Origin of the sequence: Pseudoalteromonas luteoviolacea, assembly GCF_018100925.1 — a bacterium.
GTDB classification, from domain to species: domain Bacteria; phylum Pseudomonadota; class Gammaproteobacteria; order Enterobacterales; family Alteromonadaceae; genus Pseudoalteromonas; species Pseudoalteromonas obscura.
This window is the reverse complement of sequence record NZ_JAGJEH010000009.1, coordinates 103,748-121,695: the sequence shown is the minus strand read 5'-3', so window position 1 is coordinate 121,695 and position 17,948 is coordinate 103,748. Positions and strand designations below refer to the sequence as shown.

Below are 17,948 nucleotides of genomic sequence, written 5' to 3'. Positions count from 1 at the left end.
AATGCTCAAAACTTATATAATGATTGCCTTTGGTGGTGCGTTTGGCGCCTGCTTAAGGTTTTTTATTAGTGATATTGTGTTAAAACTCATGGGTAAGGGATTCCCTTTTGGTACATTGACCGTTAATATTCTTGGTTCATTGTTGATGGGCATTCTTTACGGATTAATCGAAAAGCAAATAATAGCTGTATCTCCTGCCAAGGCTTTGATAGGAGTCGGCTTTTTAGGTGCTTTGACGACATTTTCAACATTTTCCATGGACAGCCTATTGTTGTTACAACAAGGCCAGTTTATGAAGATGGCATTGAATATAACGTTGAATGTCGTCGTATGTATATTTATGGCCTGGATAGGTCTTTGCTTAGTCATGCAAAAAGGTTAAAAGAACAAACATGTTAGATCCAAAGTATTTAAGACAGGACATCGAAGAAGCTGCTGCGCGCTTAAAAAAACGTGGCTTTGAGCTAGATGTTGAAGCAGTTAACGCGCTTGAAGAGCAGCGTAAAACTTTGCAAACAAAAACCCAAGAATTACAAAGTGAGCGAAACAGCCGCTCCAAGGCAATTGGCCAAGCGAAAGCAAAAGGTGAAGATGTACAGCCGCTGCTAGATGCGGTTGCAAATCTTGGTGACCAACTATCGGCTGCAAAAGCAGAGCAAGACAAAATTTTAGCCCAGCTACAAGACTTAGCATCAACATTACCAAACTTGCCTGCTGAAGATGTCCCTGAGGGTGCAGATGAAGACGATAACGTTGAAGTTTCTAAGTGGGGTGAGCCTAAGCAGTTTGACTTTGAAGTAAAAGACCATGTTGATTTAGGTGAAGCACTAGACAAGGGTCTTGACTTTGAAACAGGCGTGAAACTAAGTGGTTCGCGCTTTACCGTGATGCGTGGCGGTGTTGCGCGTATGCATCGTGCGCTTGTGCAATTCATGCTTGATACACACACTGACAAAAACGGCTACACAGAGATGTATGTGCCGTACTTGGTAAACAAAGCAAGCTTGTATGGGACAGGTCAATTGCCAAAGTTTGCGGCTGACTTATTCCATACAGAAGTGCTTGAAGAAGACCAAGATGGCTACAGTTTGATCCCAACTGCTGAAGTACCACTTACAAACTGTGCAAGAGATGAAATCTTCGACGAGAAAGAACTTCCAATCAAGATGACTGCACACACGCCTTGTTTCCGCAGTGAAGCGGGTAGTTATGGTCGTGATACACGTGGTCTTATCCGTCAACACCAGTTTGACAAAGTAGAACTTGTCCAATTGGTTAAACCTGAAGATTCAATGGATGCGCTTGAAGAGCTTACAGGCAGTGCTGAAGGCATCTTACAGGCGCTTGAACTTCCATACAGAAAAGTGGTTTTGTGTACGGGAGATATGGGTTTTGGTGCAGCTAAAACATATGATTTAGAAGTTTGGTTACCTGCTCAAAACACTTATCGAGAGATCTCTTCTTGTTCAAACATGCAAGATTTCCAAGCGAGACGTATGCAAGCACGTTTCCGCCGTGCTGGAGAGAAGAAGCCAGAGCTACTTCACACGCTAAATGGTTCAGGTCTTGCTGTTGGTCGTACGCTTGTTGCAATATTAGAAAATTATCAACAAGAAGATGGCTCGATTGTTGTGCCTAATGTACTTAAACCTTACATGGGTGGCTTAGAGGTTCTTAAGTAATCAGCCCAAGTGATTGATATCAGGCCGCTATCTAGCGGCCTTTTTTATGACAAAATAATGAATGTTTTTTTACGGTGTAACTTGCATCATTAACTCATAAAAATCTTATTAATCGTATTTATTATTTGTTTTATAGTATTTCAAGCATTAAAAAACCAATTTTTCAATTTGAGAAAAGTTCTTATCTATTCTCTATTGCATGTGATTTCAAACTATGGTTAATTGGAACCTGAGGTTTGGCCATTCCTTCTGAATAAGTTTTGCACGCACTGATACCAAGTGTGAGCAGATGTCTTATTGTTACCATTATTGCAAAATTTAAATTTGATTCTATCCAAGATAGTTGAGTGACATGTAGTGCCTGATTTGCGCGGCTTATATATTTTTCTGCTTAAAAAGAGGTTGTAAATAGCATTCGAGATTAAGACGCAAATATAGTTGCAAATTACAGTTGGGTTAACTATTTATTAAATGTGGATGTCGGTAAGACTAAGCAATCAAAAATTGAAGGTGAGGAATTTACCTATGAAGAGACAGAAAAGAGACCGTTTAGAGAGAGCACACTCACAAGGATTTAAAGCAGGTTTAGCAGGACGGTCCAAAGATTTATGTCCATATCAGCAAATTGAGCACAGATCAGAATGGTTAGGTGGCTGGCGAGAGGCCATAGACAATCGCAATATGTTTAAAACCTAAAACAGAATCAACAGAACCGAAGAGATAAAGTAAAGCCCCGAAAAGGGGCTTATTTGTTTCTATCGACTGATAGAAATTAAAACGCGCTAGTATCTTGGAAAAGGCCCACTTTTAGATCTTTTGCTTCATAGATCACACGGCCGTCTACTTCAACAACACCATCTGCAAGACCCATAAACAATTTACGCTTGATAACACGTTTCATGTCGACACGGTAAGTTACCTTTTTAGCTGTAGGTAAGATTTGACCGGTAAACTTAACTTCGCCTACACCTAGTGCACGACCAAGTCCTGGGCCACCAGACCAGCCTAAGAAAAAGCCAACAATCTGCCACATAGCGTCTAAGCCAAGACAACCAGGCATTACAGGGTCACCTCTGAAGTGACAATCGAAGAACCATAGGTCAGGGTTAATGTCTAGTTCTGCAATGATTTGGCCTTTGCCGTATTCACCGCCGTCGTCATTGATTTCTACAATGCGATCCATCATTAACATGTTATCGATTGGCAGACGGCAATTGTTTTCACCAAACATTTTACCTTCAGCACAAAGGATTAGTTCTTCTTTTGTATAACTATTTTTAGGTTCCATAGTATTCATTCTTCATTTTCTAATTGCGGGTACTCTAGCGTACACTTGTACGCTAAACAACTCTGAACAGTTAAATTTTTATCTATATCATACGTCAGTAACATTAAAATCAATTCTCTTTGTGATTTACGCGATTTTTGGTTGAAAAAACTTTATAATCGGGTTGTTTGTTAGTAATTTAATGGAAATTTATGATCCTTTTTGTAGATGCCTTGACGGTAATAGATTTTTCTTACTTATGTGCTAAACGCGGCGCTGTTGGAGAAAGTTGGATAGTTGATATGACGCTGCATGGTCAACTGAATGAAGAGTCAATGGTTTTAGACTTTGCAAAAGTAAAAAAACAAATTAAAGCAATTATTGATAACACAATAGATCATAAATTGGCCATTCCCTCAGCGTTAGATTGTCAGTTAGATTTGAATGGCGGCAGGGTATCATTTGATTATGAGTTTGATGGTCATCACCTTGCTATGAGTGCGCCAGATGAAGCGGTTTGTGTTGTTGAAGGTGAAAAGATTGACGAGCAATCTGTCATTGCCTTTTTAAAGCAACAAATTTTGCCTCAAATGCCTGACAATGTTAAAGACATTGAAATTGCTCTACGTCCAGAACAAACCAGTAGCTTCTATTATCATTACAGCCACGGCTTGAAAAAGCACGATGGTAATTGCCAACGCATTATTCATGGGCACCGCTCATTAATCGGCATATTCTTTGATGGTGTAAGTATGCCTAGACTACAAAAAGAGTGGTCTCAAAAGTGGGAAGATATCTATTTAGGTACGCAAGAAGACTTAATTGAGCATGCTCAATTAAAGTATATTTCAGCGAAACAAGAAGACTATTCGTTCGCATACGAATCATCTCAAGGCTATTTTGAAATGTGTATCAGCAAAGAGCGATGTGATATTTTACCGTGTGATACCACAGTAGAGTGTATTGCTGACTACTTAGCTAACAAAATTAAAACGACATACCCAGACAAAGAAGTAAAAGTCAGAGCCTATGAGGGTGTGGGCAAAGGAGCTATTGCTTATGCATAAATTGTTGCTAGCACTGGGCGCATGCTTTGCACTGAGTGCACAAGCAATTGAGTTAAAAGGCCACCTTACACAAGGAGGCATGGTGACTGGTCATTTAGAGGGCATAAAATCAGTATCTCTAAATGGCAAAGAACTGAAAATAACACCCAATGGACAGTTTGTTTTTGGTTTTGGACGCGATGCAAAGAGCGAGCATAAGCTAATTTGGGTCGACAAAAATAACATTCAGCACTCGAAAGAGTTCTTTATAACCTCACGTGATTACGATATCGATCGAATTACTGGAGTCGCAAAAAAATATGTCTCCCCACCGAAAGAGGTATTGCAGCGTATTCGTAATGACTCTAAGAAAGTGAGTGCTGCGCGTGCCAAAAGCAGTACACTTGAGTTTTTTGATTCTCCAGTATATCGCCCCGCGAAAGGCCGTATTTCCGGTGTTTATGGAAGTCAAAGATATTTTAATGGCGAGCCTCGTCGCCCTCATTTTGGTTTAGACATCGCGAACAAAACCGGCACACCGATATGGGCGCCGTTGCCGGGTAAAGTTGTGCTTGCTGAAAAAGATCTCTATTACAGTGGTGGAACTTTGATTTTAGATCATGGCTACGGTATTACTTCCACCTACATTCACATGAGCAAGCTACACGTCAAAGTGGGGGACATGGTTTCCACAGGTGAGGTAATAGGTGATATAGGCGCAACAGGCCGCGTGACAGGCCCACATTTGGATTGGCGTTTCAATTGGTACGGTGAGAGACTGGACCCTGAATTATTAATGATAGATAAACCAGCAAACAAAAGCAGTAAATAATGACAGAACAAGATAGAGACGCAACCATTGCGAAACGTATTCATGACTCGATAACATCGGTAACCAAAACTGTATTTCCGGGTAGAACCAATCATCACAACACGCTTTTTGGTGGCGATGCGTTGGCGTGGATGGATGAAGTGGCGTTTATAGCGGCAACAAGGTTTTGCCGCAAACCATTAGTAACAATTTCCTCGGACCGTGTAGATTTTAAAGAAGCTATTCCCGCGGGCACGTTTGCTGAGCTTGTTGCGAAAGTTGTCCATGTTGGTAACACGAGTCTCAAAGTAGAAGTACAAATTTTCTTGGAAACGATGCACAAAGATGATAAGCACTTGGCTATTTCAGGCAGCTTTACATTTGTCGCAGTTGATGACAATCACAGGCCTACGCCTGTTGTATGTGAAAATATGTTGAACGGGTTTCAATAATACTTAGAGGGGGCGGTAGCCCCCTTTGTTATTTACTGAATGCTTATTGATGCAACTTCCTTTTATTAGCTACAGCTCATCCGCATTATTTGTCAATTCTCCTTATCACGTAACAGTTAACGGTCACTTGTTTACGATATGTGTTTTTTTCAATTCCGCTTTGGCATCATTATCTGTCCCGGCCAGTGCTTTTGGTACTCTGCGCTGAGCAGCGTGAAAGATTCCAACTATATTAATCTGACTCTATCCTCGTTTAATAGCAGTGAATCACTAAGGTGTAGCGGGTTATAAAGGCCAATTTGGATAATTTTTGACAGATTAACTCTATGTGATATCTGCCTCAAGGGATCCTTGAGGTTTACCCAAGGTTGATAATTCATAAAAATTTAATATGTTCTTTTTTCACGCTGATTCCGATATTTGTGAAATATAAATCGCCACAAATCTAGACGGGGTATCACTATCTGACTAACCTGATCTACACTTACTTTTGGCTTAAACAAACAGTAAGGAGCTTGTGATGATTACTATACATAGAGAATATTGCTTATCTGGAGAAAGAAATTTACATGCCCATGTTGAAGTCTTCCCAACAGGTCAGCTGGATGTCGATATTGTTGAGCTTCATGAGCACCATTCAACCCAGTTTGATAATATTAAATATGAACACACTGGTGCCGACATTGTGATCACAGGTATTGAAGGCGCTACTAGCTGGCAGCTTGTACTCAAAGAGCGGGATGCAAGAGAGCTATCCCACCTTATTGCAGATGCAAATGAGGAGTATGAGATACTAATGCGAGATCTTGGTTAGTAAAGTCCTGTCATAACATTCACCACAAATATGTGCAGATACGTAGTAGTCATAATATTTTAGGTGCTCAGGTATGTGTTGCTGTAACTAAATTTAGATGAGCACCTAAGTAAAAACCATCCTTATACATTATCTATGTATGTGTAGAGAATTATCTCAATGATTTCTCACTGCATTTGTTTTTCTGACTACAATTTATATATACATGGATTCGCCAATATAGGTATTGATAGTGAGATACAGCCTCAAAACTGTGCTTACGGTTTTTATTTTAGCCAGTTTGATCACTGCATTGGTCAATCTGATCATACTCAATAGTAGCCAAAGCGTTAAAGACAAACATGAGTATTGGGTTATCCATACGCATGAAGTGATTGATTTAGTAAACCAACTCAGAACACAAATTAAAAATGCTGAAACAGGACAGCGTGGCTTCATACTTACTCGCAATGTTCTTTATCTACAACCATACAACACGGGTACCAAATTAACTTCCAAACTTTTTGAAGCGCTAAAAACAAATACACGAGACAATCCAAATCAACAAAACAGGTTGTCAGAGTTGATTGTTGTGCTAAACGATAAGTTTTCTGAATTGGAGCAAACAATTCAACTTGTCAAAAGTGGCCAAGAGCAGGAAGCATTAGAGCTTGTCAGAACAGATCTTGGACGTCATTTAATGGGAGAGATTGAAAATACGTTGCTGGTATTTGAAAAAGAGGAGAGGGTATTACTTGAAGCGAGAACATCAGAATATAAAGAGGCAAAAACACTGTATCATATCTCAATCTGGTTGCTTGAAGCCATGTACTTGATCTTGATTATTTGGGTAATTTACACGATAAAATATAAGGTCATGGAGCCACTTCACTGCCTAAATAAATATATCAACAGCGATTTCTCAGATAACCCGATTTTGATTGCCCAGGGAGATAGTTGTCGCGAAGTAGAGCAATTAGCTAGCGACATAAAAAAGCGCTGTGCAGACAGCGAAGCAACTATTGTTAAATTGCAACAAGCTCATACACTCGACGTTAATCTAATCAAAGCTCAAAACCAATTTTTAGTCGATTTGAGTCTGAAGACCAAATTACCAGCACACAAGGTGTACACTTCTCTTAAAAAGTTTAAGAGTGATTCAGCATCACTCAATAAAAGCGATGAACTTAGTGAGCTAATATCAATTGCGCATAAGCTGGTTGAAGCCCCTGAAGAGATAGATAACTTCGTAAATAATGCGAAGCAAAGCGATACAAACAGTAATGTCGCCGATTGATATCTATTGTTTTTTATTCCAAAGAGCATGAAAGTTTTTCATTATTTGGAATGTTCCAAAAATGTGAAGTAATTTTACCGTATTCAGTATATAATTGCCAAAATGGAAACAAAAACTCACGTTAGTTTTCTTCATTTAAGTGTTTCAGTGGCGATTTTGGGTAGTAGATGCCGAGTTCTGTATTTTTCTTAATATTGTTAATTGGCACATTGCACCATTGGATCGGATACAAGCTTATTTTAAATAAAAAGGTATTGGACCGGGTCAAACCAAAACGCTTGTTTGGTCGCGTGTGTACTAAAACGGTGCTGTTGTCTGCATGGCATTTCTCTACAGCCTGCTGGTTTGGGTTTGGTGGTGTTATTTTTGTCTTTACGGTATTTGATAACCCATCAAAAGAAACGGTTTTATTTGTTGCGCTTTGTGTCTTTTCAATCAGTGGTTGGTTGTGTACGTATTCGCGTAACCACAAACTGATCTATTGGTGCATCTTTTTAATCATGTCTTCTATAAGTTTTATCGTTGCTAAACATTAATGCACAGCCTCACAATTTGTGTGAGTCTGTGCATTTGTATCATTTAGTTAAATGATGTGTTTGTTGCTAGAGAGCATTGAATTAGTAAAAGTATCTAGCACCATTCCATAATGGTGTGTTGCCGCCGTCTAGACCGACAAATTTGATTTGTCCTTCAATCGCGTCGTCTGGAATTACATACTCGATAGTTTTACCTGAATTGCCGTAAGCGCTCGCTTGGATCCGCTGCATTTTTTGGCCGTTAAAGTACACATCTACAAACTCTGTATTAGTGACTTCGATAGAGAGTGTTCTATCTGTACCACTTAGGTCTGAAACGTGTGGTTGCAAGAACGTCACCGTTGATTTACTTTGGCTTTGGTCAAGTAGATCTCTTGCAATCGTATCAAAGTTGCCAACACCGTTATCAAGTAGGCTATCAAGTGTTTGAGGTACTACTTTGTCTGATACGCAGCCAAAATCTTCTATTAGCGCATTTTTATTGTGGCCGTGGCGAACCATTTGTCTCCAAGATACTGTCATTTCTTGACCGTGAGGAAGCGCTTCAAAATAAGGCGCGCCAATATACTGTGCAAAAACAGAGTGTCTCATAACGTTTGCACCACCTGCACCTGTGCGTGTGTGCTCACCGTAAACCTTAGCTACGCCGTTATCTTGAACCGCACAAGTGAATACGTCACCTGACGAGTAAGTTTTAGCATTAGACCACACACCGACTGGTTTGTAATAGTTTTGACCAAACACATTGTTTTCTGGAACAGTTATATAAGACGCGTTAGCAGTGTACCTTGCATTTGTACCAACAACATCGGCAAGTACTTTTTGCCAGTGTGGGCCGAATGTGCTGAAAATTGTATCGTGAAGGATGTCATAGTTCAGCTGAGTATTGATAAATCTGAGTTCTGTTGGTTTAGCTGATTTGTTAGCAAACAATTGCACGAGTCTATCGGCATAGGTGATCAATCCACCAGGGTTATTTCGTACGTCAAATACCAATGCATCTGTATCTGCTAGCTGATTTTGAAGAAGGTCGATAAGCAGCCATAGTGAGTAATCGATTGAACCAACCACGCTAAAGCTATCAAGTTTGATATAACCGACTTGTTTACCGTCAACTTCACGAATAGCCCACGACACTTCAGGGTCTGCCGTCGGGTTCGTCACAAATGGGGTGCCTGAATCGCTGTCTAATTCAGCTTTTACTAATTCATGTTCAGCAGCTTCAATATTTGTACTTTCTGCAAGTAAATCTGCAATGGCTGTTTCATTGTTATTTGAAGCAGCAGAGTTAGCAGGAAGCCTTGTGATCCAAGGAATAGTAGTGGTATATGTTTCGCCAGTTATGTGAGATACAAACTCGATAGTAACATCATTTTGTTCAGGTACTAGAGAAACAGAGTGTCTTTTACGTGTGATGGCGCTCAGTGCTCGAATAAAGCCCGCATCTTCATTTGCGCCGTAACCTACGTTAAGGTTTTGCTCTACGACTTTGTGAATAGATACGCCATTATAAGACACAACCTTGTCACCAACTTCTGGCAAACGGCTGTCGGTTACATATGGCGTAATATTTTCAAGAATATTTGAAACACGCACTTCAGAATTACCAAACACATCTAGTGTTTTATCGAATTCAAATGGTAGGTAAGATGCATAGCTTCTCACAGGCTGAGGGTGCACATAAACTAAGTGTAAATCACGCTGAGCTTTAAAGATTTTTGTTAAGCGCGAGTGCAATTGATCAGTACTAAGGTTATCTAGCTCAGCAATGACTTTATGAATTTCTGAAACAGCATTTACATGTCCTGTCGGAGAAATGCCATAATATATGTCTTTTGCGTATTGATGTACGTATAGATCTTCTAAGAAAATTCTTGCTTGCTCTACAACGCGTTCTTTTTCTTGTTGTGTATATTCAGGAGACTTAATTTGATCTCTCACTTCAGCTAGTGGCGCGTAATTGTTTGCCAAAGTTGCTGAACTAAAAACAAGTGCTAATGTACTAGCCAGTAATGACTTTCTCATTTATATATCCTTACGGTTTTGTTGTAGTCAGGTATAAAAACCGAAATTTTTCTAAGAAATAACAAAAATGGACCTAAAATTTACACAAAAGAAACATCAGATAGGTTTGTAGGGGGAGGCATGACAAATAAAAAATTAATTAAAGCCAGTGTAGTAAGAATCACACTGGCAAAAAAGAGGGGGTTACACTATTTTGAATGAACCTTTCATAATTGCAAAGTGGCCTGGGAAAGAACAGAAAAAATTATATTCCAAATCTTTGCTCATACTTTTAGTCGAAAAAGTGATTGAAGTAGACTCTCCACCACCGATCACTTTGGTATACGCAAATACTCGAGGGTCATTTGGCTTTACATAGCTATTTTTTACGCCAGCTCGCATACCATCAGATGCGACGGCCTTTACATTCTTTTTCTCAGTTAAAACCCAATTGTGGCCCATGGCAGCAGCAGGTAATTTTCCCGTATGAACGAGCGTGAGCTTTACTTCTTTACATTTACTTGGAACAGACAAAGCTTTTTCAGAAAACTGCATCATGTCATTGGATTCTATGGTTAATTCACAGTCATTTGCTGAAGCTTGAAATGCTGAAATGCACAGTGCGGCAACTGCTACTTTGTTTATAACCTTCATTGATGTTACTCCTTAAATGGAAATTATTCGCATTATCGTGCAATTCGGTCTATTAGTAAATTGTTGGATACCTAAAAACGGTAACTTTAATCAAATTTAAGTGATTTGGATCACCCAACTATATATTTTGCCAACATTTCTCCTATGTGAATTGCTTAATAAAGGCACTGTTAAATCGCTCCCTTAGGCCGATAAATTAACGAGTAAAGTCGAAGCGCATTAGAAAACTTGGGCGAGTTTTGAAGTAGGGGGTAGGTCACCACAAGTTAAATTGGTTTTTATTGCCCGAGGTTGGTTATATACAGCGTAACGCGTAAAGGCTAGCGACAAGTAGCCAGACTAATAAATACGACAACGCGCAAACTTTTCCTTAGATGGTGACGCGATAAGATTTTTTAATCTTGGTGTTATTTTTCTATATGTTGCCAGTTTGTATTTAAGTGTAATAACTAAATAATTCGCCTTAAACCCTGCTTTTTCTTGCCAGAATGGCAGTTGCTTAAATACTTTTTTATTGCTTTTTTGTATTTAATGACAAAAAAATTAAAAAGTGTAAATAAAAGGTTGTAATTATAATTTTGTTTGTGTAGTTTGTTTTTAAACAAGGTACACGGTTAAATATTAAACAGGACACCACCGCATTGGATGCGGATAAGAATAATAATTAGGAATCAACATGAAAAAAACATTTAAGTTAACATCGGTCGCATTCGCAGTTGCTGCGCTTTCTGCAACGGTTGCTCAAGCTCAAGAGACAAAACAGTACATTCTGAAACAGAGTGATCTGAGTATTTTTGCTCCTGAGACGAGCCGTTTTTCTAGAGCAAATATTGCAGAGAGCTTTAGCGCGGAACCAACAGCAGAGGTATTATCTGCGGATTCTCAGGGTACGGTTGTGACTATGGAGCTAACACCAGAGCAGGTTGCAAAACTTAAAGCATCTGGTCAATATGCTTATATCGAAGAAGACATTGAATATAAACCTTTCACTCAAGACTTTACGGGTGAGGCATCGCCATACGGTTTAGCTGAAGTGCAAGCAAACTTGTTGCAAGACACCAACGCGGATCTGTTCAAAGTCTGTGTTATCGACTCTGGTTATGATTTAGGACACCCTGATTTACCTCAAAACGCGACAGGTTTCACCGACTTGCCTGGTGGATTAACTTGGTACCAAGACGGTTCAGGCCACGGCACACACGTAGCGGGTACTATCGTCGCGCTTAAAAATGGCAAAGGCGTTGTAGGTGTACTTCCTAACGATAGAGTAGGGATCCACAACGTTCGAGTATTTGATAACGACGGTAAACAAGGTCTGACTTCTCGTATTGCTCGCGCCGTAGATAACTGTGTAGAAAATGGCGCAAAAGTCATCAATATGAGTTTGGGTGGCGGTAGTCCAAGTCAATATTTCCAAGAGCGTCTGCAAGCCGCATATGACAAAGGAGTCCTACTCATTGCCGCAGCGGGTAACGATGGCAATGCAACGATGAGCTACCCGGCAAGTTACGATACGGTTGTTTCAGTCGCTAATATCGACGAAAACCGCGTGAAAAACCCATCTTCTCAATATAACGTACAGGTTGAAATTGCAGCGCCAGGTACAGACGTGTTGTCTACTGTACCAAGAAGTTCAGGGATCCTAGCTGGTATCACTGCGGGCGGTAATTTTGTGGAAGCTGGTGGCATGACTCATTCAGTTGAAGGTACTGTCAGTGCAAATCTAGTTGATTGTGGTCAAGGCCTAACAGCGTGTGCGGCAACACAAAGTATTTGCTTGATAGAGCGCGGTGGTGCTTCGTTTAAAGATAAAGCTGCTAATTGTGAAGCTGGTGGTGGTGTTGCTGCAATCGTATACAATAATGCACCAGGTACATTCGGCGGCACTTTAGGTGATGCAAATCATGGTTTGACAATTCCAGTACTGTCTTTGTCTCAAGAGTCAGGTACTGCATTGAAAGCGTCAGTTGGCAGCAGCGTAAAAGTTGAGTTGAACGCCGTGCTAGATTACGGCCTTAAGACGGGTACTTCAATGGCAAGCCCACATGTTGCAGGTGTTGCTGCACTAGTGTGGTCTCAGCACCCAAGTTGTACAAACGTAGATATCCGTAATGCACTAAATGCAACCGCGATTGATTTAGGCACAGCTGGTCGTGATGATGAATATGGTTACGGCCTAGTTCAAGCTAAAGCTGCTTCAGACTATATCGCGACAAATGGCTGTAGCGGTGCACAAGACAACCAAGCGCCTGTTGCTGACTTTACATTTAGCTGTTCTGCACTAGCGTGTGACTTTGATGCAAGCTCAAGCCGCGATTCAGATGGTCAAGTAGTGAGTTATGACTGGAATGTTGGTGGATTTAATACAACGGGTGCAACAGTAGCGCATGCGTTTGCAAATGCTGGCACATACCAAGTTTCTGTAACTGTCACAGACGATGCTGGCGCAACGCACAGCGTAACTAAATCTGTAACAGTGACAGATGGTGTTGATAATACAGGTTGTGTAGGTCTGACTGAGTGGAACAGCGGTCAAGTTTACGTAGCTGGTATAGAGGTGTCATACAATGGTAGCAAGTACCGCAGTAACTGGTGGAACCGTGGTGCAAACCCAGCACAAAACTCCAACATTGGTAACGCATGGAAAGTATGGACTGACTTAGGTAAGTGTAACTAATTCCTTAAAACCTTGAGATTAAAGGTGCAAGGCGACATTTAATGTCGCCTTTTTTAGTTTTTCAATTGAAGATATCGATAATTTTTTCAATAAGCTGTTGCTTGTTGAAAGGTTTATAAAGAATACAATTTGTTGTTAAGTGCTCTATATCTTCATTGCCTATAAAGCCTGATATAAACATATATTTTAATTCTTTATTGTTTTTCAAAGCCGCCTGAATAAACTCTAGTCCGTCAATCTTAGGCATGATGACATCACTGATCACCAAATCAATGCTTTGTTCTTTCAGTATTGATAGGCCATCAACGGCATTGCTTGCTTCGACGACATTAACCTTAGTTCCTGTTAAAAAAGATTGAATTAAAAAGCGAATATCTTCTTCATCGTCTACTACGAGTATATTTTCAATCTGTTGGGGGAGGGACAATAACTGCTTCTGGTGAGTTAATGTTCCATTGGCTGATTTTTCAATCACAGCCGGAAAATAGACTGTAAATACTGTACCGATCCCGATTTCAGATGAAACATCGATTGCGCCATTTGAAGCTTTTACAAATCCATAACACTGTGAAAGTCCTAAACCATTTCCTGTCTCTTTTTTGGTTGTAAAGAAAGGGTCGAACACTTTATCAATATTTTCCGGCAAAATTCCTTCACCTGTGTCTTTAAAGCTGACTCTTATCGTTTTTTCTGTTTTAAGTTCGAGTGCTGCCATTTGTTCATCAGATAACGTGACTTGCTGAGTTGATATTTTAAACTCTCCACCATTAGGCATCGCGTGCATGGCATTGATTGATAAGTTTAATAGGAGGTCTTCAAATAGGTTCTCTTCAATATGAGCACGGCTAATCAAGGGGTTGAGTTCCAATGTGAGTCTAATTTTCGAAGTCATTGCAGCTTCAAGTAATTTTTTATTTTTCTTTATTAGCTCATTGAGATCGGTATATACAGGCGTACTGGGGTTCTTCTTTGCAAAAGTAAGCAAATTGCCAGTGAGCTTTTGCCCTCGATAGCAAGCTCTTTCAATAGCTTGGACACATGAAGTAGGGTCTTTATCGTGATCTGAAATAAGATTAGTGTAGCCCAAAATGATGCCTAGGATATTGTTAAAATCATGCGCAACGCCACCTGCAATATTACCTAGAGACTCTAGTTTTGAACTGCGGTTGATTAATTTTGCCTGTTGTTCATGCTCACTCATGTCTTGAAAGTTAGCGATAAAATGCAGTTCGCCTTGTTCCGTTAACGGCATACTTGCGACTGAAATACGAATAGGGAAAATATAACCAGTTTTGTGTTTTGCCTTTACGTCTCTTCCTAGACGGTTATTGATAATTTGAGACTTTCCTGACTTGATGTAGTTAGCTAGCTTTGCGCTATGCTGATCTATGCCATCGGTTAATTCATCAATATTGTGTCCAACAATTTCATCCTCTTGATAACCGAATATATTTTCGGCTTCGGGGTTAAAAGAAAGAATTGTGCCATGTGAATCTGTGGTAAATATGCCTTCTAGCAGTGACTCTATAATACGCTTTTGCTCAGCTTCTTTTAGCTCAATCAATTTCTGTTTGGATTCGAGCTCGGTAATGTCTTCGCCTTTGAAAATAAAGCCGATAATTTCCTTTTCACTTGAGTGGTAGGGAATATAGGAGACTCTTAGTGTGCGCTCTTGTGGTGTCCCGACAAACAAACTTTCTTTAAACGTGACTGAATTACCTTTTATAGCATGGTCGATTTTGCTCTTTAGTTTTTTAAAAAGGGTGTTGCCTAAAATGTCAGAGACGGTATGGCCAACAACTTCTTCACGTTTTTTTCCATGCAATTTTAAATAAGCTTGATTAACTGTTTTAAATGTATACGTCAAATCAAGGAATGCGAACATATCACTCGAATTCTCAATAATTCCTTTGTATTGTTCGAGCTCTCTCATTTGCTTATATTTATCCGCTAGACTAACCACAAAAACGATGAATTCTTGACTGTCTTTATTGAAAATAGATCCACCAATTAATATCGGAACTTCTAGACCAGATTTGTGGAGATAAACCTTTTCGAATGGGGTCCAGTATCCTTTATCATTTGCTTCCTCTACAGCACGCAGATCAAGCGGCAAATACTTTTCTGGTGTCAGGTTCTTCCAATCTATTTTGCCATCAATTAATTCGTCTTGTGTATAGCCAATCATTTCAAGCAGAGTTGAGTTAGCATCGAGGATATTCCCTTTTGCATCTGAATGAATAATGCCAATGAAGTTTGATTCTTTCCACCGTTTAAAGCGCTCAGCCTCAGAGTCTAGTTGATGGTTTAGTTTGGTGAGCTCCTTGATGCTGTTATACAGGGCTTCTTCATTTTGATTGCGTTGTTGAAGCAGAAAATTAAGGGACTGCACGACCTCCTGGATCTCATGGATTGTATGATGCTCTGTGATCGCTATGCGTTTTTCATTAACCGCTTTTGCTAAAACCTCGTGAATAATCAAAAAGGGTTTGGTGATCCAACTGATCAATATAAAAGAAAGTAAAGAAACCAAGCAAAGTGCGCCAATTACAACTTCTATTGACTGCAAATTTAGTTCTTCAACTCGTTTAAATGCCTCAGCTTTGTCAATTTTTACAACCATACCCCAATCAGTTTCTGGGATGTGATGTGAAATGGCCAATACGGGGACCTCTCTATAATCCACATAGTCCGGAAATATGTCATTAGTACCATTGATCGCGTGTGTTATCGGGATTTCTAAGTTGCTTTTAGGCACAGTAAGGGAGAGGGCAACTGTTGGGTCGTTTCTTGTTGGAGTAAGAAAGAAAGCATCACCATTCACATCGCGCGAAGCCAGAACTATTTCTCCACTTTTACCTAAGCCTGTGTAGTCACTGACAATGGCTCTCAGTTCATCATTTTTAAATGCAACTTCAATATAGCCAATTAGTTGTCCATCCAATTCGATTGGTTCGATAAAAAGGAGTAATTGTAATTGGTCTGAAAACAGTATTTTTACGTTGTAACGTGAACTGTCTTGTTTTAAGTCACTTACATTGATGAGAGAGCGTAAACCTTCTCTCGAAGCATAAACAAGCTCTTTGCCATGATTGTAAATGGCGATGCCATAGATGCTTTCACTCGAAGAAATCGCGTGACTTATAATCTTATCTATTCGTGCTACATCCTCTTGAGCTGGATCGTGGTTAGATCGTTTTAATAGTTGTCTGAGTTGAGTTCGACTCTTTATTAGGGCCACTGAATTTTTTTTGTTCGCTAGTAGGCTCGTAATTCGTTTGTGGTTAATGTCTGCAACATCTTGCAGTTTTGCGATGGTTTCGTTAAGTAGAAGCTGTTTTTCGCTTGTTATGTTTAACAGGTGAAAAATGATTAAAGGCACCGTCGTGCAAGACAGCATAACCAAAAAAATTAATGTTCTCAGCTTCATTAAATTGTCTCAAACCAGCTAAAAGTTAGTGGGGTATTAAACTTGGCTACCACTGTGTTCTGTTGGTAGCGTGAACGGCATAAAGTTAATGAAAGTATAGTCAAAACGTGTGAAGTATGCGGGCTATGTATAAAGGATTAAATGCGTAATGCATGAGGTAATCTGTAACTATTGAGCATATGCAAGCAGGAGACACTTTGAAATTACTTTGAATATTTCAATAGCTCTGACAATTTTGATGTAGTGACTAAAATATTTTCACTTGCTGCGTCAATCTCTTGAATGGTGTTTTGTATTAATTCATTCAGTCTGAGGTTTTGTTCATTCGGAATGTTTAAAGACTGTAAATGCTCGGTGATTTTATAAGTCATGATGGTGAGCAATCTATTTGTATCGTTTTGATAGTCAGATATATTGAAACATAGCTCATCAAGCTTTCTAGAAAGGTCGCACGATGTTGATGTTCTTTCCTCTAAGGCAGAAAGCGCGATTATTTTTGCATTCATCGCTTGAGCTATGTCTGAAACGGAATGTTTAATTTCCTTAAAGCTTAGATTTTCGCACTCTATATTTTTGATTAAAAAGGAAACTTGCTCTTCGTTTACGAGCATTCTGTTCGCGAATTCATGTATTTGCCCTGTATGTCGAAGTATCTGAAAGATTTCTTCTTCGATTGGTGTCGGGCGAATATGGTCGTCGCGTAAGCATTTAACATTGGGTAGCCTGAAACAAATTGATGTCTGTAAACCAAAATTTGACATTAATGAAAAAAACGCATCGGCAATATTCTGCAGGTTGGTGCATCCAGATAAATAGTTGTAAAAGTGCATAATTTGGTTGCATAGCGGCGTTTGTGTATTGTAATGATTGAGAGAGTAGGTGTTTTTTAGAGGTTCTTCACGCAACTTCTGCTTGGTGATATGACGTTGAATGCTTGATGCGATTTTATGTTTGAGCTCTTCTATTTCAAAAGGCTTGCCTAAAAAGTCTGCGGCACCTAGTTCATAAGCTTTTAGTTTTTGTGCTATGTCAGTTTCACCCGAGACAAATATTATCTCGACATCCGTTAGTTCTCGTTTTTGTTGGTTGAGTTCATTGCAGAGTTCTATTCCCGAAATATCTGGCAAATGTAGATCGAGTATAATTGCCTGCGGGTTTAATGTGTTCACTGCCCCGAGCGCATCCCGTGCACATGTAAAAAAATGCACATCGAAGTGGGTGTTTAATACCTCCCTGTAGAGATTTAAATACTCTAAATCGTCTTCTACAATCATGACTTTGCCTGCTAACTGTTTCATA

15 protein-coding genes are annotated in these 17,948 nt (G+C 39.7%); 9 read left to right on the top strand and 6 right to left on the bottom strand.

Translation table 11 applies throughout. From position 1 onward, the window contains the following. Window position 1 precedes the first annotated feature (1 nt). From crcB to rmf, 3 genes are all read left to right on the top strand, one after another. The gene (crcB, locus tag J8M00_RS19770) at window positions 2-382 is read left to right on the top strand and encodes a fluoride efflux transporter CrcB (RefSeq protein ID WP_211012313.1); all 381 of its coding nucleotides are present in this window, start codon (window positions 2-4) and stop codon (window positions 380-382) included. Between the two features lie 10 nt (window positions 383-392). Then, complete coding sequence (gene serS / locus J8M00_RS19765) at window positions 393-1,682, top strand: serine--tRNA ligase (RefSeq protein WP_211012220.1); 1,290 nt, start codon at window positions 393-395, stop codon at window positions 1,680-1,682. Window positions 1,683-2,207: 525 nt separating this feature from the next. Further along, on the top strand, window positions 2,208-2,378 hold the full coding sequence (gene rmf / locus J8M00_RS19760; RefSeq protein ID WP_023398857.1) for a ribosome modulation factor: 171 nt from the start codon (window positions 2,208-2,210) through the stop codon (window positions 2,376-2,378). A 76-nt stretch (window positions 2,379-2,454) separates the two neighbouring features. On the opposite strand, the gene fabA is transcribed toward rmf, so the two are convergent. After that, window positions 2,455-2,970 (bottom strand): bifunctional 3-hydroxydecanoyl-ACP dehydratase/trans-2-decenoyl-ACP isomerase, encoded by a 516-nt coding sequence (fabA, locus tag J8M00_RS19755; protein ID WP_211012219.1) that lies wholly within the window; start codon window positions 2,968-2,970, stop codon window positions 2,455-2,457. A gap of 191 nt (window positions 2,971-3,161) precedes the next feature. On the opposite strand from fabA, the gene J8M00_RS19750 reads away from it, so the two are divergent. From J8M00_RS19750 to J8M00_RS19730, 5 genes are all read left to right on the top strand, one after another. After that, window positions 3,162-4,016, top strand: coding sequence for a 6-carboxytetrahydropterin synthase (locus J8M00_RS19750; RefSeq protein ID WP_211012218.1), 855 nt, complete (start codon window positions 3,162-3,164; stop codon window positions 4,014-4,016). Next, window positions 4,009-4,827, top strand: a complete 819-nt coding sequence (locus J8M00_RS19745) for a M23 family metallopeptidase (protein WP_211012217.1) — start codon at window positions 4,009-4,011, stop codon at window positions 4,825-4,827. The genes J8M00_RS19750 and J8M00_RS19745 overlap by 8 nt, the downstream gene beginning before the upstream one ends. Then, window positions 4,827-5,258, top strand: coding sequence for an acyl-CoA thioesterase (locus J8M00_RS19740; protein WP_211012216.1), 432 nt, complete (start codon window positions 4,827-4,829; stop codon window positions 5,256-5,258). Before J8M00_RS19745 ends, J8M00_RS19740 begins: the two co-directional genes overlap by 1 nt. 520 nt (window positions 5,259-5,778) lie before the next feature. Further along, entirely contained in the window at window positions 5,779-6,072 is a 294-nt protein-coding gene (locus J8M00_RS19735; protein WP_211012215.1) for a hypothetical protein, read from the top strand. A 232-nt stretch (window positions 6,073-6,304) separates the two neighbouring features. Continuing rightward, window positions 6,305-7,348: a CHASE3 domain-containing protein gene (locus tag J8M00_RS19730; protein ID WP_211012214.1), complete on the top strand. Its 1,044-nt coding sequence runs from the start codon at window positions 6,305-6,307 to the stop codon at window positions 7,346-7,348. 121 nt (window positions 7,349-7,469) lie between these two features. Here J8M00_RS19730 and J8M00_RS19725 read toward each other — a convergent pair whose 3' ends face one another. The 3 genes from J8M00_RS19725 to azu all read right to left on the bottom strand — a co-directional run bounded on the left by J8M00_RS19725 (window position 7,470) and on the right by azu (window position 10,542). Beyond that, on the bottom strand, window positions 7,470-7,820 hold the full coding sequence (locus J8M00_RS19725) for a hypothetical protein (RefSeq protein ID WP_211012213.1): 351 nt from the start codon (window positions 7,818-7,820) through the stop codon (window positions 7,470-7,472). A gap of 145 nt (window positions 7,821-7,965) precedes the next feature. Further along, window positions 7,966-9,909: a S41 family peptidase gene (locus tag J8M00_RS19720; protein WP_211012212.1), complete on the bottom strand. Its 1,944-nt coding sequence runs from the start codon at window positions 9,907-9,909 to the stop codon at window positions 7,966-7,968. A gap of 183 nt (window positions 9,910-10,092) precedes the next feature. Next, window positions 10,093-10,542: an azurin gene (gene azu / locus J8M00_RS19715; protein ID WP_211012211.1), complete on the bottom strand. Its 450-nt coding sequence runs from the start codon at window positions 10,540-10,542 to the stop codon at window positions 10,093-10,095. Window positions 10,543-11,218: 676 nt separating this feature from the next. On the opposite strand from azu, the gene J8M00_RS28510 reads away from it, so the two are divergent. Then, on the top strand, window positions 11,219-13,219 hold the full coding sequence (locus tag J8M00_RS28510; RefSeq protein WP_211012210.1) for a S8 family serine peptidase: 2,001 nt from the start codon (window positions 11,219-11,221) through the stop codon (window positions 13,217-13,219). A gap of 61 nt (window positions 13,220-13,280) precedes the next feature. On the opposite strand, the gene J8M00_RS19705 is transcribed toward J8M00_RS28510, so the two are convergent. Both J8M00_RS19705 and J8M00_RS19700 read right to left on the bottom strand, forming a co-directional pair. Next, window positions 13,281-16,649, bottom strand: coding sequence for a hybrid sensor histidine kinase/response regulator (locus J8M00_RS19705; protein WP_211012209.1), 3,369 nt, complete (start codon window positions 16,647-16,649; stop codon window positions 13,281-13,283). 203 nt (window positions 16,650-16,852) lie between these two features. Beyond that, window positions 16,853-17,947: a response regulator gene (locus tag J8M00_RS19700; protein ID WP_211012208.1), complete on the bottom strand. Its 1,095-nt coding sequence runs from the start codon at window positions 17,945-17,947 to the stop codon at window positions 16,853-16,855. Window position 17,948: the final 1 nt, after the last annotated feature.